This is a genomic window from Paenibacillus oryzisoli, from assembly GCF_001653565.1.
Lineage (GTDB): Bacteria > Bacillota > Bacilli > Paenibacillales > NBRC-103111 > Paenibacillus_E > Paenibacillus_E oryzisoli.
In genome coordinates, this window is record NZ_LYPB01000047.1 from 30,991 (window position 1) to 45,151 (window position 14,161).

A 14,161-nucleotide genomic window follows, 5' to 3' on the forward strand; every position below is an offset into this window, starting at 1 on the left:
TCTCTCCTCGTTGTCAGTCTGTGTCTTTGTTGAAAAGCTTCATTTGGATCAGTGAAATCGTCAATACAATCGCGAACAGTACAAAAGCCGCGGCCGTCGCGTACCCCATCCTCATTTGCGTGAAAGCCAGTTTATAAATGTAGAAAACAACTGTTTCCGTTGAGCTATTGGGTCCACCATTTGTCAGTACGAAGACTAAGCTCGAGAGTTTGATCGCATCGATCGTCGTCATGATGACCACGAAAGCCATCGTCCGATTGAGCAATGGAAATGTAATTTTAAAAAACTGCTGTATCCGTGATGCGCCATCCACTCTGGCTGCTTCATAGAGATCAGGTGAGATATTGTTCAAGCCTGCTAGGAAAATGATCATGAAAAACCCAGCACCTTTCCAAATTCCGAGGACAACAATACCGTTCATCGCTGTTTTCGGATCGGATAGGAAACTTGTAATCGGCATGTGCAGCGCTTTGAGCACACTGTTCAACAGGCCGAACTCTTTGTTATAAATGAGCTTAAAAACCGTTGCAGCCACTGCCGTCGATATAATAACCGGGATAAAATAAAGCGTTCGGAAAAGCCCGGAAGTCGCGGTTTTCTTCTGAATTAACAGGGCAAGGCCAAGTGCAATGCTCGTTTGAATCGGAATTACAATCAGAGCAAAATAAAATGAGTGCTTCAAGCTATTAAAAAAGGCGCGATCCTTCATAAGCTGCATATAATTATCCATACCGACGAACACGTCGCCAGCGCCGACTAATGAATAATTTTTGAAGCTGATCAGAAATGCTTGCAACATAGGATAAAACACGAACACAAACAGCAAGGCTATTGCCGGGAATATAAACCAGAATGCAGTAGCTTGCTCATGCTTGCGAAAGCTTTGCAATCTTTTCTTATTGGAACTTACCGTTTTCACCATTTCCATCGTTTCTACAGTAGCCATAACTCACCTCTCCATTCACATCTGTCATTTACCATCAAAAACATACACTTGGAGACTCGACGTGACAGACCCATCCTGGCTAGTCGCCTTGATTTCAACCTGCCCTGTCTTGACACCTTTCACAACTGCCCCCTCGTCATCTACTGAAACGGACGCGATTCCTTCATCACTAGATGTCCACTTCAGCTCCTGTGGTGCGCTCAGGGGAAGAACGGATGTTGCGACATGTTGGCTGCTGTTCGCCTCTATATCAAGCATAGTTTTGTTTAACACTATTCTTTGAGGCGTTGCCCCATCCACATCCTCCTTACGCCAAATCGTCCCCATTGGATAAAACTGCGCTTTTTCCAACATGACGCTGCCCTCTGACGCGGTCAAGTCCAGTCGATTGCTCGTAGGATCAGGGAAGATCAGGCTGGAGACAACAGCCTCGCCGTCATTGGCAAATATCTCCAAACTAGCCTCGTCCACGAAAAATTGAAGCTTAAGCTTGCCATCCTTCAGCTTCAATGGTGCCGTTACCTGTTCGGCAAAGTTTTTCTCGAATGAACTGATCCCAGAATGAGTTCGATCAATCGTTAGCTTTTCAGCGTAAGCGTCATAGGTGACTTTCGTTGTTTGATCGATTCCTTTACGAAGTTGGAATTCTACTTTACTATTTGGCTGAATAGTCAACTCCGAGACAAGTTCATATGAAGTTCCTTTTACACGTTCAAAAGGATTAACCCCATCTGCTAACTGCTGCTTCTTAATCGATACTTCTTTGCCGTGCAGCGTTTGCAACTCCTTGATCGGCTCCTGAATCAATCGTATGCCTTGATTAGGGATATTCCTCAACCGCAGCTCGCGCGGGATAGACAAATTCCCCTTCCAAGCCCCTGTCGGCATCACGAACGGATAACGCCAATTGGACATCCAGCCTAGCCAAATGCGACGTCCATCTTTGGCCGGAATATCCGAATAGGACATAGCGGCATAGAAATCCTTCCCAGAATCTGTCCACAAGACATCGGAAGGTGGGTTTTCGTTCTTGAACGTGTGACCGTCGAACGAGCCTACGAAGTACTGCGCTGTGGAGCCTTTGGTTGTGTTGTTGTTACCGATGCTGATAGTTAAGACCCACTTCTTCGTTTGGGTGCCCTCTACAGGTAGCTCGAACAAATCCGGACATTCCCAAACCGCCGCATGGGAGCCTTGATCTTTTCCAAACTCACTTGCAAGCTTCCATGCTTTCAGGTCAGGTGATGTGTAGAATTGAACACGATTGTCGACCGATACCACCATCACCCAAGATTTCGTAGGCTCATGCCAGATCACTTTGGGATCTCGAAAGTCCTTCAATCCCGGATTAGGAATCACTGGATTTCCTTCATATTTGCTCCATGTTCGTCCTTTATCTGAGCTATATGCAATGCTTTGAGATTGCAGGCCGCCTTTATAATGCGTAAAAATCGCGACTAGCCCCGCCTTGCCGCCAAAGAATCCACTCGTATCCTTCGCATCCACAACCGCGCTGCCTGACCAAACTTCACCGAGCGAATCCCTGGCAAGAGCGATCGGCAGATGTTCCCAATGGATTAAATCCCTACTAACCGCGTGACCCCATTGGCCGCTATTTTGGTAAAATTGATGATACTCCCCTTCGAAATACACCATGCCATTCGGATCACTTAGATTTCCTGACTCCGGCGACAGGTGATACTGAGGGCGAAACTTTTCCGTATAATAAGTAGGATCCTTCGCATAGGAGAAGGTTGTTTCCCTGGTCGAGTCCATTGTTTTTCCATTCCCCGCGACCAGAACTGTCCCCCCCCAAACCAGAACTACGATCGCGGCACTACCTGCCATCCATAACCCTATTTTCTTCCACATGGTGCCTCCCTCTAATCGCTGTCTGTTTTGATGTATCGTTATTGTAACGAGTCCGCGAATAGAAAGATTTCAATATTATTGGGAGTTGTGTTTTAAAATGATTTGCAGGGAAGTAACGTGATGGGGCTCGTTAGCAGACGGCAAAATACCCTCATCTGTTGGATGAAGGTATTTTGGTTTGAAATTCTCACTATTAGCAAGTGCTGATTTTGAGCCGATGGTGCACAAAATTATAAAAATTTACTTTGCCCCTCCTCCCGATACTCCTTCGGTCCCTTCCCGTAGAACTTCTTGAAAGCCGTACTAAAATAGCTCGAGCTAGAGTATCCCACCAACGTAGCAATATCCGTTAGCTTGAGTTCACTTTCTTTGAGCAAATCCGCAGCCCTATTCAGACGCAGCCTCGTGATATAGTCACTAAAAGTTACACCCACGCTTTGCTTGAACAGTCCAGACAAATACGTTTCATTCAGATGAAACATGTTGGCCAACGAGGCCAGCGTGAGCTCATAGGAAAAGTTCTCATCCACGTAATTGCGAATGGCTTCCATCATTTGCTGACCACTGGAGAACCTGGTTTTCCTCACCTCTTCCATAACTAGCCTGGCCATGTCGTGCAGCTGGTCGAGCACTTGCTCCCGAGAGGAGTAATCTCTCACACTCATCTGGCAGTTCCAGAGATAGCTCTGTAAGGACGCATCCCCTAGCTCAAATTTCTTCGCAATGGCGTTAAACAGGAGAATCATGCGCAACGCCAAAAAGGTGAACACAAACATTGGCGTATCTCGATCCGCGGAGAAAATGGCTTGTAACTGCTTTGTAAAAGCAGGCATATCGAGATTTTCTATGCTTTGCATCAGCTTTCTCTCCATCTCAGGTGAAAAGCTATGCGTCATGGCGAGCATATTCCGATCCAGCCCCGCTTTATCGGAATGAATCGTGCTCTGGCTCCAGGCAAGCATGCTAGATGCGTAGCCATTTTTGAGCTGCCTCAAACCGTTGATAGGCTCGCCAATACCAAGAACACTGTCTACTTTGAGGTAGTTTTGGATGTCCCTTTTCAGCTTACGCACGAATTCAGCCAAGAAGCGATCATGCTCGGCAATTTGAACCCGTATAACGAAATGTATCATCGCAGGGTGACTCATCGCGTAGAACGGATAAATATGCTCCCATTTCTGCGCGGACTCCCGACACAACATCTGAAAAGCTAAATACAGTAAGTCTTTCCGCTCACTCCAATCGTCTAAGCGCCCTGGTGGGATACGCATCTCTACAGTTACAAATTGAACATGGACATCGTCAACTGCTAACGCTGATAATTGCAACTGCTCCATCCGTTCCTTCATGGTAGATACGCTGAACCATTCATCCTTCACCAGCTGCCAAATAAGTTGCTCTTGCATCAACCCCAGTTGTTGATGGTTTTTGATTTCCTCTTGACCTTGCTCCCGCAGGCGATTGCGATCCTCTTCCAACTCCGCTGCTAGCTTGCCGAGAAGTGCGGTCAGCTCACTGCGAACCACAGGTTTGAGCAGATAATCCTTCACCCCGAGCTGAATAGCAGCCTTCATATATTCAAAATCCGAGTAGCCCGAGAGCACAATAATACGAAGCGCAGGGTACTTTTCCTTGCATGCGCTAACGAAGGCAATTCCGTCCATTTGCGGCATGCGAACGTCTGTAATAATAACATCCGGCAGCGGATATGCCTCCAGAAGCTGTAAGGCATCCAGGCCATTTGCCGCTTCCTGCGTGATTTCGAACCCGGCGGATTTCCAATCGATTTTGGCTTTAATGCTATTACGAACGCCGACCTCATCATCAATCAGCATGATTCTGTACATCTCGATTGTCAGCTCCTTATCAACGGTAGAATTAAGTTCAATTCCGTCCCCTCACCCAGCTTGGCATGCAGCTCTATCTGAAATTGTTCGCCATAATTCAGCCGACATCGGGATAACACATTACGAAGCCCGATACTCTGCCCCTCGGTACTGAGAATCGCAACAGAATCGCCCGTTTTGATTTCTTCTAGTAAACTTCGGACTAATTCCTCAGACATTCCAATGCCATTATCCTTCACGGAGATCAGCAATTTATCCACCTGCAACTTCGTCCTTAAGGTAACCTGCGCGACGCCGTCCTTTTCTAAGCTATACTTCACTGCATTTTCTACCAGGGGTTGAATGATGAATTTCGCGATTAAGAACTGGTCTACCACGGGATCTTCTTCAATCACAATCTGTAGTCTTTCCTCATGCCTCAAATGAAGGATGAACAAATAATCCCGAATATACGCCATTTCTTCCACTACTCGAACCAAATCACTACCCAGGTTGAGGGAATATCTCATCATTTTGCCCAGAGCTTCCGTCGCATCCATTACAAGGTCTTCCCTCTTCATCGCGGCCAGACCGCTAATGATTTCAAGCGTATTATTATAAAAATGCGGATTGATTTGCAGCAGCAGTGCCTTATACTCAGCATTTTTCCTACGCAAGTTCGTTTCGAACTCCGTCTCGATCAAATAGCGCAGTCGGTGCGTCATCTGCTCGAAAACTCTTGTAACATAGTTCACTTCGCTATGGCCCTCGCCAACCTTCGGCATCACGTGCAGCGCCTGATGAAACTCCCCTCGCTCTACATGCCTCATTGCTCTCCCCATCACACTCAGCGGCTTGGTAATGCCTGCCGACAGCCAAAAGGCTGTTAATATCGCGATAATCAGCAACAAAATGCTAACGACAAGCATCGTTTGGCGAATGTGTGTGATTTTTTTATACAATTCAGCCTCAGGCACACTCCCGATAATCGTCCAATTCTGAGGGGGCAGCTTGCGGAAAAAAAGCAGATTCGTCTCTCCTTTTGCCTCCAATGGGAAAATTCCACTAGCTTCCCCATCAAAACGTGCATCAATCTGCTTAAGCCCTTTCCCCAGCATGTCCTTGTCTTCGGATAGATTCTGATCAAGCACACTGTTGCCGTCATGCGTCAGCAAAACGACCTTCCCCGTCTTCCCCACATGGATCTTTTCAATGGCATTGCGAAGCAAGGTTGTTGGATAATTCACCTTGATGAAACCTCTATTTTTAAGCGATTGCAGCTGAACGAGTGGAAAAAGGAAACTATTAATCGAACGCGCCCTCATAAATTCATCCGACTGATCGACATCCTTGTGTGCCGTCGTCCAACGTTTATTTTCTTTCATAAAATCCTGAAACCACGCGCTGTTCTTATAGGTTCTGTCCTGCGTCCAGACACCGCCAGCATCCTCGGCGAAAGCACTAATAGAAATGCCACTGGAGTTGTTCACCCCATAGGAGGAGAAGTACTCCCGCAATCGTTGCTTCGTGAGAACGCGTTCCTGAATCGTACTATCCGGATTCAAATGTACGGTCAACCAATCCTGCGTCGTTCTGGCGCTCACCACCTGATTGCCCGTGTCCTCGACCTGCGTAAGCAACGTCCCGACATGCGAGGCGAACTGCTCGATCGTTTGCGATGTTGAAGCTTCGATCGATGACTTGATTGACTTGGTCGCTTCTTCACTAAGGATATAGGCCAAAGTGGCAAAAGGAAGAAGCAGTAGAACCGAGAATACCGCCATCAAACGGCTCCTCAATGAGAAAAACATAATAGTCCCCCGTTCTGTCTGATACTTTATATCATACCCCGGGCCGTCTGTCGTAACAACGACAAAGAGACGATCATTAAAATGATTCGTCTCACTTATCTGGAGCTGCTTACTTCTTCTGCTGTGCTAGAACATCTGCGTACGCTTTATCAATTGTCGTTATGGCATCTGCGATGGAAGCATCAATGTTCCTTTTGCCGATCGTGACATCCTCAAACATTTTGTTCACAGCATCTGACATTTGCGGGAAGATCGGCGTGATTGGACGCGGTCTGCCGTACTTCTGATTCTGAATAACGAAGATGTTCTTCGGATACTCATTCAGCTCTGGGAACGCCTTGGCAGAAGAATAACGGGATGGGATATCCTTCGTCATACCCGCATACGTTTTCTGTCCTTCTTCCCCAGTAACCCAGTTAATGAACTTCCAGGCTTCATCTGGATGCTTGCTTTTCCCCGAAATACCAAGCGCCCAGCTGCCGTTGGCTACCGCTTGCGCTGTTCCTTTTGGCAATGGTGCAATATCATAGTCTTCGCCTAATTTGAAATTAGGGAATTTCTCCTTCAAATTAGCCAAGGACCACGAGCCGTCAATCGTAATTGCCAGTTTGCCGTTCGGGAACGGATCTGGTGGATACTCCAGTGCAGATACTTTATCTTTGTTGTACAAATCGGAGAAGAATTGTACGGCTTTTTTTGTTTGTGGTGAATCTAAAAAGCCTTTGGACGTTTTACCGTCTGGACTCATGATCTCGCCGCCAAGCTGCCAAATGATTGGATATTTGAAGTAGGCTGTTGCACCTGCGTTGCCAAAGCCTTGTGCAGGATCGATACCGAAGATTCCGTTCGCAGGATCATTCACTTTCTTCGCAGCATCCAATACTTGATCCCATGTCCATGGTTCATCAGGGTTTTTGGAAGGAAGCGGAATGCCTTTCGCTTGGAAAAGCTTTTTGTTATAGAACATCGCAATGGAAGACTCGGTCAGCGGTGCCATGTAAATTTCATTTTGATACGTGTAGGTTGCTAGTGTTGATTTCGGAATATCCTCCATATTGCCGTCTGTCTTGAAGTACGTCGTCAATGGCTTAAGAGCTCCCGCGTTCGCATACGAACCGACGGTTGGCGCATCAAGAGCCATGATGTCCGGCGGACTTCCGGAAGCGATGGATACGCGTAATTTCGTGTCATAATCCGAGTATGGAATCGGTGTCATTTCCACGGAAATATTCGGATACTTCTGCATAAAAGAAGCCACTAACTTGTCGTAAGCTGCATTCTCCGTATCATTCCCCGAGTTTCTCCAGAACGTGAGTTTTACTTTTTCATCTTTTTTCACGGCTGGATCTGTTTGGCTTGGTGCTGATGGCGAAGAAGTGCTTCCACTATCGCTTTGGGATGAACATCCCGCCAGCAATCCACCAATTACGATAGCGCTTACGACTGTTTGACTAAGTTTTTTCATTCAATTATTGCCCCTCTCATTACTCTATTGTTGTTCTTGTTACTATCTTATCAAAGGGGACAAAACAATAAATTCAATATGCTCTGCTTCTAACTTATAAAATTATCATATCCTGCAGCTCACTTCTGTGTAAGCACTTCTGTGTAAGCATCTCTACTTGACTGTGTTTCACCTGTTATCTATTAATGAAGCGAGCTACTAATCTATCTAAAATAGTTAGAAATATCACTTTTAAACATCAAGACTTATTGTCTACATCAAAATATCACCTTATACAAAATTATGCAAATGCACTTTAACGAAATTCATATTTGTACATTTGTAACATGACATATTGACATTTGGCTTGTAACAGTATACACTTACTTTAAATTAATCTATCGATACGATCATTGTCATTGTCCATAGAAGGAGTAAAATTATGAGTAAAGAAAAAATCACGATCCAATATATCGCGGACTCATTGGGACTTTCCAGGAATACTGTTTCCAAAGCTCTTAACGGCATTGAAAGTATTCCTGTAGAAACGAGAAATAGGGTTTTGAAGCGTGCGATAGAGTTAAACTACAAGCAATTGGCTTTAGTAGATACGAACACATTAACCATTAAAAATACGGGCAATATTGCCCTTTTAACATCAAATATGCCTAGTAATAGTCATTTTGGCGCTTCATCTCTAGGTGGACTTGAGAAGAAAATCAGTTCGGACGGTTTTAATTTATCCATTCATATCGTTCGGGAATCGGACATTCAGGCGTTAGTGCTGCCTAATAATTTTGATCCCAAAAAAGTGGATGGAATTGTTTGCATTGAGCTATTCGATAAGAAATACACACAATTGATCAACTCCTTAGGCATCCCAACCATTTTTATTGATACCACTGCAGATATCTTTTATTCTGAACTTGAAGCAGATGTTATCCTCATGGAAAACGAACATAGTACTTACTACATGACAAAAAAATTAATAGACCATGGTCATACAAGTATCGGCTTCATTGGCGATTACCATCATTGCAAAAGTTTCAATGAAAGATGGGTAGGATTCCAAAGGGCCTTAATCGAATCTCGCTTACAACTTGACCTCCAAGTATGCATAGTTGAAGAAGATCGATACATTGCGGACCCTAATTGGTTGAGTCTGCAGTTGGATCATATGAACAGCCTCCCCTCTGCTTTTATTTGTGCCAATGACTTTATTGCCATTAACGTGATGAGAATTCTAAAAAACAAGAATGTGCAAATTCCTAAGGAAATTGTAATCTGTGGTTTTGATAATTCACCTGAGTCGCAAATCGTGGAGCCACATTTAACAACCGTCCATATCTGCCGGGAAGAAATGGGTGTGATGGCTGCAGCTATGTTATTGGCCAGGGTCGAGAATCCCAAGAGGCCTCCTCAAATCACTCATATCCAAACAAAGCCGATATTCCGCGAATCAACGGGAACTTTAAATGAATCATGATTCAAGGCACCATCTTGAGGATAACCTAGCGGCGAAATCACCGTTAGGTTATTTGCTGTGCACTGCCTGACACTTCTTGATGCAATCCCCTTTTCAAACCATTATAGATGACTTGAAATGCACCTGTCATAGCAGTATGATCCAATTTCTCGGTCTCGCTAATCCTTTTTTTGATAGAAGCCATAACCTCCGATCCCGGTCGATAATAGAAGACCATCATTAAACTCATAAGTTTATCCAAACTCTCGCAAAGCTCTTGGAACATGTCCGTAAGACTGCAATCCAATTGAATATAGTCATTATTGTGCAAATAATGCAGACGGTTTAACATTCCCCGTTTGTTTTCATACATTCTTTTGATGCCGAGTATAATACCTCTATCCATGAGCAGCGAAGGCTCTACCTCGACTACCCCGCATATTCGATTCCGCAATCCTTCATAGATACAAGTGCCCGACCATTCAACGTAGCTGCCGTAAGGCCGCTCTCCTGCTCCTTTACGTTTGGCAATCTGTCTAACCTCGCCCGTCAAATAATTCTCGATGGACTCCAACATTTTAGACAAATTAGGTTTTCTCATATCGTTTAATTTAGGAGAAAAAGAGGTTGCAGGCATATGATAACGAAACAGGCGATAAAGTTCTTTAAACTCATTTCGCATGGTGTCCAACCCGCCAACAAATCCTTGTTTAATATCTTCGAACGAAACCGTCTCCGTCGTCCATTTATGATCTTTTATTGCCAGAATGTTAAACATGTTTTCTAGCTTGTCGTAGCCAAACAATAAATACTCATGTATGTCATGACTCTTGCGGAAATGTTCGGAATTGCGAATATAATAATTGTCACAAATCAGCACCACGTAACTCCCTTGATCGATATGGTCTATCGACGTCGATACAATATCCAAGAAATCTGTACCCGTGAAGTAATGAAAATTGTATACCCCTTGATACAGAAGATCCAAATCGACATGTTCCAACCGATAATAGTGGAGCCAGAAATCTTCAATCGATTCTCCATCGCGCATTCCCATCTCCAGCTCAATAAACCTTTCCATGTACCAAGGGTGAAAACGTTCATCACCAAAGAGAGGCGCAAGTTTCATAAAATGAAAACAATCCGTGGTAAGTCCCGTATCCAGATAAACAGGTAATATTCTCTTCAATACCTCACATCCTCTTCTTTTTTTCAGCCTTGAGGCTTCAACTAATCAACTGGGTTTAATAAGCTGCCGGATCGTATAGAGGCGCTTTCCTTCTTTCATTTCCTTGACCAAATCCGTACCGGGCGCCCCCAAAGACGCCATAATCTCACCATCAGCTGCAACCGCATCATTCAGAGTCTTCAAGCGAGTAGAAAGCGAAGATTCACAAGAGTGAATCGCATTCTTCGTCACGTCCCGGTAAGTTCGAACTTGGAATCCCAAGTTTTGCGTGTAAGCTTCACTCTTCCGCAATTTGGAAACCGGTAGATCATCTGCATAAAGAAACACCCCACCGTGCCTAAGAACCCGATAAACCTCCTCCAGGAATCCTTCCATATTCGGATAAAGGTCCGATGCTTCAATGTTCAAGACGATATCAAATGAGTTGTCAGCAAAAGGAAGATGCTCGGCGTCCCCTACGCAAAAATAGGCTTGTTGATTACGGTAATGCCGATGGCAAAAAGTGATATTGGATTCCGTCAGGTCAAGGCCAATAACGGACTTGGGCTTATACTTCTTTAACAAGACACGAATATTACCGCCTCTCCCGCAAGCAACTTCTAACACATTTTTTCCTGTCAAATCAATGCCTTCCATAACCTCATCCAAAAGTCGCACCGAATTTGACATCGTCCTGAAAGATCCGCCGGTATCCTCTTCAAGCGGTACATAACCCCAATTGATAAAAGTCGAGAATCGGGACAATCCCTTCTCCTCCAGGGATTCATTCATGGAGGTAAACATTCGTTTGACCCCCTCTTTGTGTGCATCATACTGATCAGGCAGCATGATCGGAATGCCATCATGTTGCCGATATTTGGCTGAACATAACGTACATTTCATATTCATTTCATAAATGGTTGTCTCTAGTAGTGATTTGCAGGCAGGGCATACAAGCCTGACAGTTGATAACATAATTAAACCTCCCATTCTCAGCTACTGGCACTGTTGTATTTTTTGATGCCCTGCTTCCATAACAATCGAAAACAAATCAATGCGACGATAGGAGAAGATAGTCCCCATACCAGTTGGTACACACTTAACTTATTCATGACCCATAAGGGTCCGAAATTGGTAATAATCATAAACGGCAGTATGTAAACGCCGATTCCTCGAACCAAACGGGAATAAATGGCCATGGGCATATTATTGGCATCCCAGATCGAATAGAAGATCATCGCCAGTCCTCCCGTATTGACAAACCAGAAAGATAGCACATGCGGAAGAAACATCAGGCAGTAGGTTAGAATTATCGCTACCACGATAAAGAGCAAATACGCGGATACATGAAGCAACGTTACCGGGATTTCCATGGCGCGCCAGCCAATTACTACCATCACAATCCCTGCTGCGACATTGGGAATCGGAGTTCCAAAATTCATGTATCTCAGCGTAACAAGAAACTGCAGCGAAATCGGTTTTACGATTAGTAAATCCAATGTGCCTTCTCTGATATACTCCGCTATCCGGATGGAATTGTAAAAAAAGAACCCCGAGTAAATTCCGGTCATCAGTGTAAACGTACCAACGAACATGAGGATCCCGTCCGGCGAAATGTCTCCGATATGCAAATCGGTTTTGTAAACGACCGCTATGTACAGCAACTTGGAGATGAGATAGGCAATTTCAACCCCGATCCCAATAATAAAATTGGAGCGATACTCCATTTGAGCCATGAAACAGTGTTTAATAAATAATCCATATATGAGAAGATAGTTTTTGAGAGAACCAAGCCCCGTTCGCAATGGTTATCCTCCTAACCCGAGATACTTTTTCATGCCTATGCTCCAACCGATCCGAGAAATGAGATACATGATGACAATCCATAAAAACTGCATACCAATGCCTTGCAAAATTGCGTCCATATCGAGTTTTCCATTAATTACGTTCACTGGAAAATAAATAGTAAATTTGAAAGGGAGATAAGTTAACAAGATATTTACTCTTGGTCCGAATATTTCGATCGGGAACATCCCTCCGCTGATAATAATTACCATCAGGCCTGTCATTTCGAAGAAATAAGAAATCTCCGAGAGCCAGAAGGCGATGGCTGCAATCGCATAGGAAATCATCATGTTGAGCAGGAACGCAAGCAGGACTGCAAGCAAGAAAAGCAGAAGACGTCGAATTTGAATCGGGTTTCCATTTTGAAATGAAAAGTAAAGTATAACCGTAAAAATAGCTATAATCATGAGGGAGAAAAAAAGCAGCTTCTGTCCGAATAAATGACTAATGCGAAACCGTAAATAGTGAAGCGGCTGAACAAGATACTTGTTTAAATTTCCATTTTTGATATCAACCGCCATCTCATGATCCATATTGGTAATTACGATACGGGTCACGATCGCCGCTATAATCGTATATAGAATCATCTCGTTATACGAATACCCGAAATACTGCGTGGAATCGGATGAGCCATACACAACCGACCATATGAAATACTGAATCATGATCGGAAAAAAGGCGCTGATTAGGGAGAATACGAAATCCATTCGATACTCGAGCGACGATTGGATTCCCAGCTTAAAGATGCGGTAATACTTCTCATACGCTCTCATTCATCACGGTTCCTTTGATATAAGGAAACTATCATTTCCTCAATAGGAATGTCTTCAATCGAAATATCCTGGATCGGAAGTTGCGTCAACAGTTCTCTGGACATCACGTTTACCTGTTCCCTCGGAATTTCCAGCGTTGCCTGATCGTGATCCGAGTGTCGAACAGTACCAAAACATGCTAGCTGATCAGCTTTGACGCTTGCTGAAAATTTTAGTTTAATAATCTTGTTTTGGTTCAACTTCACATTGATATCTTTTAAATTGCCGTCATAAATCAGCTTGCCGTCGGCAATCAGCAGTGAACGGGTACAGAGGTCCTCAATATCCTTCATATAATGACTCGTCAACACAATGGTGGTTTTGTGATGTTCATTGTAATATTTCAAAAAATTCCTTACTTTCTTTTGTGTTTCAATGTCGAGTCCGATGGTCGGTTCATCAAGAATCATGAGCTTAGGTCTATGAATAAGAGCTGCAATGAGTTCCATCTTCATCCGTTCACCCAGTGATAACCTTCGTACTTGAACGTTCATCACATGCTGGACATTCAGCAAACTTACGAGTTCATCCAGAGATTGCTTGTATACCTTATCTTCTACCTGATAAATATACTTATTGAGCAGAATTGACTCCGATGCAGGTAGATCCCACCACAACTGGCTTTTTTGTCCCATTACGATCGAAAACTGTTTTTTGAATTCCTTTTTCCGCTCATACGGCTTGTATCCAAGCACGGAAATGGAGCCGTTGGTCGGATGCAGTATACCGGAAAGCATTTTTAACGTCGTCGTTTTACCCGCGCCATTCGGACCTAGGAAAGCAACAAACTCTCCTTCTTGAATCTCGAACGAAATCGATTTAACGGCTTCCTTTATTAACATTTCGCGAAAAAATAAGTTTTTAATCGAGTTCTTAATCCCCAACTCTTTCGTGTAATACTCGAACTGTTTGGACAGTTCTTCTACTTTTATCGCTTCCAATGCCCCGTGTCTCCCCCTTTAACTGCTTGTT

Annotated in this window: 11 protein-coding genes; 1 reads left to right on the forward strand and 10 read right to left on the reverse strand. The window is 44.1% G+C overall.

Going from position 1 to position 14,161, the window contains the following annotated elements; genetic code table 11:
* Window positions 1–13: 13 nt before the first annotated feature.
* The 5 genes from A8708_RS04320 to A8708_RS04340 form a co-directional block, all read right to left on the reverse strand.
* Window positions 14–946: a carbohydrate ABC transporter permease gene (locus tag A8708_RS04320; protein WP_239696532.1), complete on the reverse strand. Its 933-nt coding sequence runs from the start codon at window positions 944–946 to the stop codon at window positions 14–16.
* A gap of 24 nt (window positions 947–970) precedes the next feature.
* Complete coding sequence (locus A8708_RS04325; protein WP_068662292.1) at window positions 971–2,818, reverse strand: glycoside hydrolase family 32 protein; 1,848 nt, start codon at window positions 2,816–2,818, stop codon at window positions 971–973.
* 230 nt (window positions 2,819–3,048) lie between these two features.
* Window positions 3,049–4,665 carry a response regulator transcription factor gene (locus A8708_RS04330; RefSeq protein ID WP_068662293.1) on the reverse strand — a complete coding sequence of 539 codons (1,617 nt, stop codon included), beginning with the start codon at window positions 4,663–4,665 and terminating at the stop codon, window positions 3,049–3,051.
* A gap of 8 nt (window positions 4,666–4,673) precedes the next feature.
* Window positions 4,674–6,428, reverse strand: a complete 1,755-nt coding sequence (locus A8708_RS04335) for a sensor histidine kinase (protein ID WP_239696533.1) — start codon at window positions 6,426–6,428, stop codon at window positions 4,674–4,676.
* 136 nt (window positions 6,429–6,564) lie between these two features.
* Entirely contained in the window at window positions 6,565–7,920 is a 1,356-nt protein-coding gene (locus A8708_RS04340) for an ABC transporter substrate-binding protein (protein WP_068662295.1), read from the reverse strand.
* Window positions 7,921–8,341: 421 nt separating this feature from the next.
* Between A8708_RS04340 and A8708_RS04345 the strand changes: the two genes are divergently transcribed.
* Window positions 8,342–9,385 carry a LacI family DNA-binding transcriptional regulator gene (locus A8708_RS04345; protein WP_068662296.1) on the forward strand — a complete coding sequence of 348 codons (1,044 nt, stop codon included), beginning with the start codon at window positions 8,342–8,344 and terminating at the stop codon, window positions 9,383–9,385.
* Between the two features lie 43 nt (window positions 9,386–9,428).
* Here A8708_RS04345 and A8708_RS04350 read toward each other — a convergent pair whose 3' ends face one another.
* Genes A8708_RS04350 through A8708_RS04370 form a run of 5 tightly spaced genes read right to left on the reverse strand, consistent with a single transcriptional unit; the run spans window position 9,429 to window position 14,130 of the window.
* Window positions 9,429–10,553 carry a hypothetical protein gene (locus tag A8708_RS04350; protein ID WP_068662297.1) on the reverse strand — a complete coding sequence of 375 codons (1,125 nt, stop codon included), beginning with the start codon at window positions 10,551–10,553 and terminating at the stop codon, window positions 9,429–9,431.
* Between the two features lie 45 nt (window positions 10,554–10,598).
* The gene (locus A8708_RS04355; protein ID WP_068662298.1) at window positions 10,599–11,507 is read right to left on the reverse strand and encodes a methyltransferase domain-containing protein; all 909 of its coding nucleotides are present in this window, start codon (window positions 11,505–11,507) and stop codon (window positions 10,599–10,601) included.
* A 17-nt stretch (window positions 11,508–11,524) separates the two neighbouring features.
* Window positions 11,525–12,337 carry an ABC transporter permease gene (locus A8708_RS04360; RefSeq protein ID WP_068662299.1) on the reverse strand — a complete coding sequence of 271 codons (813 nt, stop codon included), beginning with the start codon at window positions 12,335–12,337 and terminating at the stop codon, window positions 11,525–11,527.
* Window positions 12,338–12,340: 3 nt separating this feature from the next.
* Window positions 12,341–13,150, reverse strand: a complete 810-nt coding sequence (locus A8708_RS04365; RefSeq protein ID WP_068662300.1) for an ABC transporter permease — start codon at window positions 13,148–13,150, stop codon at window positions 12,341–12,343.
* Window positions 13,147–14,130: an ABC transporter ATP-binding protein gene (locus A8708_RS04370; RefSeq protein ID WP_068662301.1), complete on the reverse strand. Its 984-nt coding sequence runs from the start codon at window positions 14,128–14,130 to the stop codon at window positions 13,147–13,149. The genes A8708_RS04365 and A8708_RS04370 overlap by 4 nt, the downstream gene beginning before the upstream one ends.
* Between the last annotated feature and the right edge of the window lie 31 nt (window positions 14,131–14,161).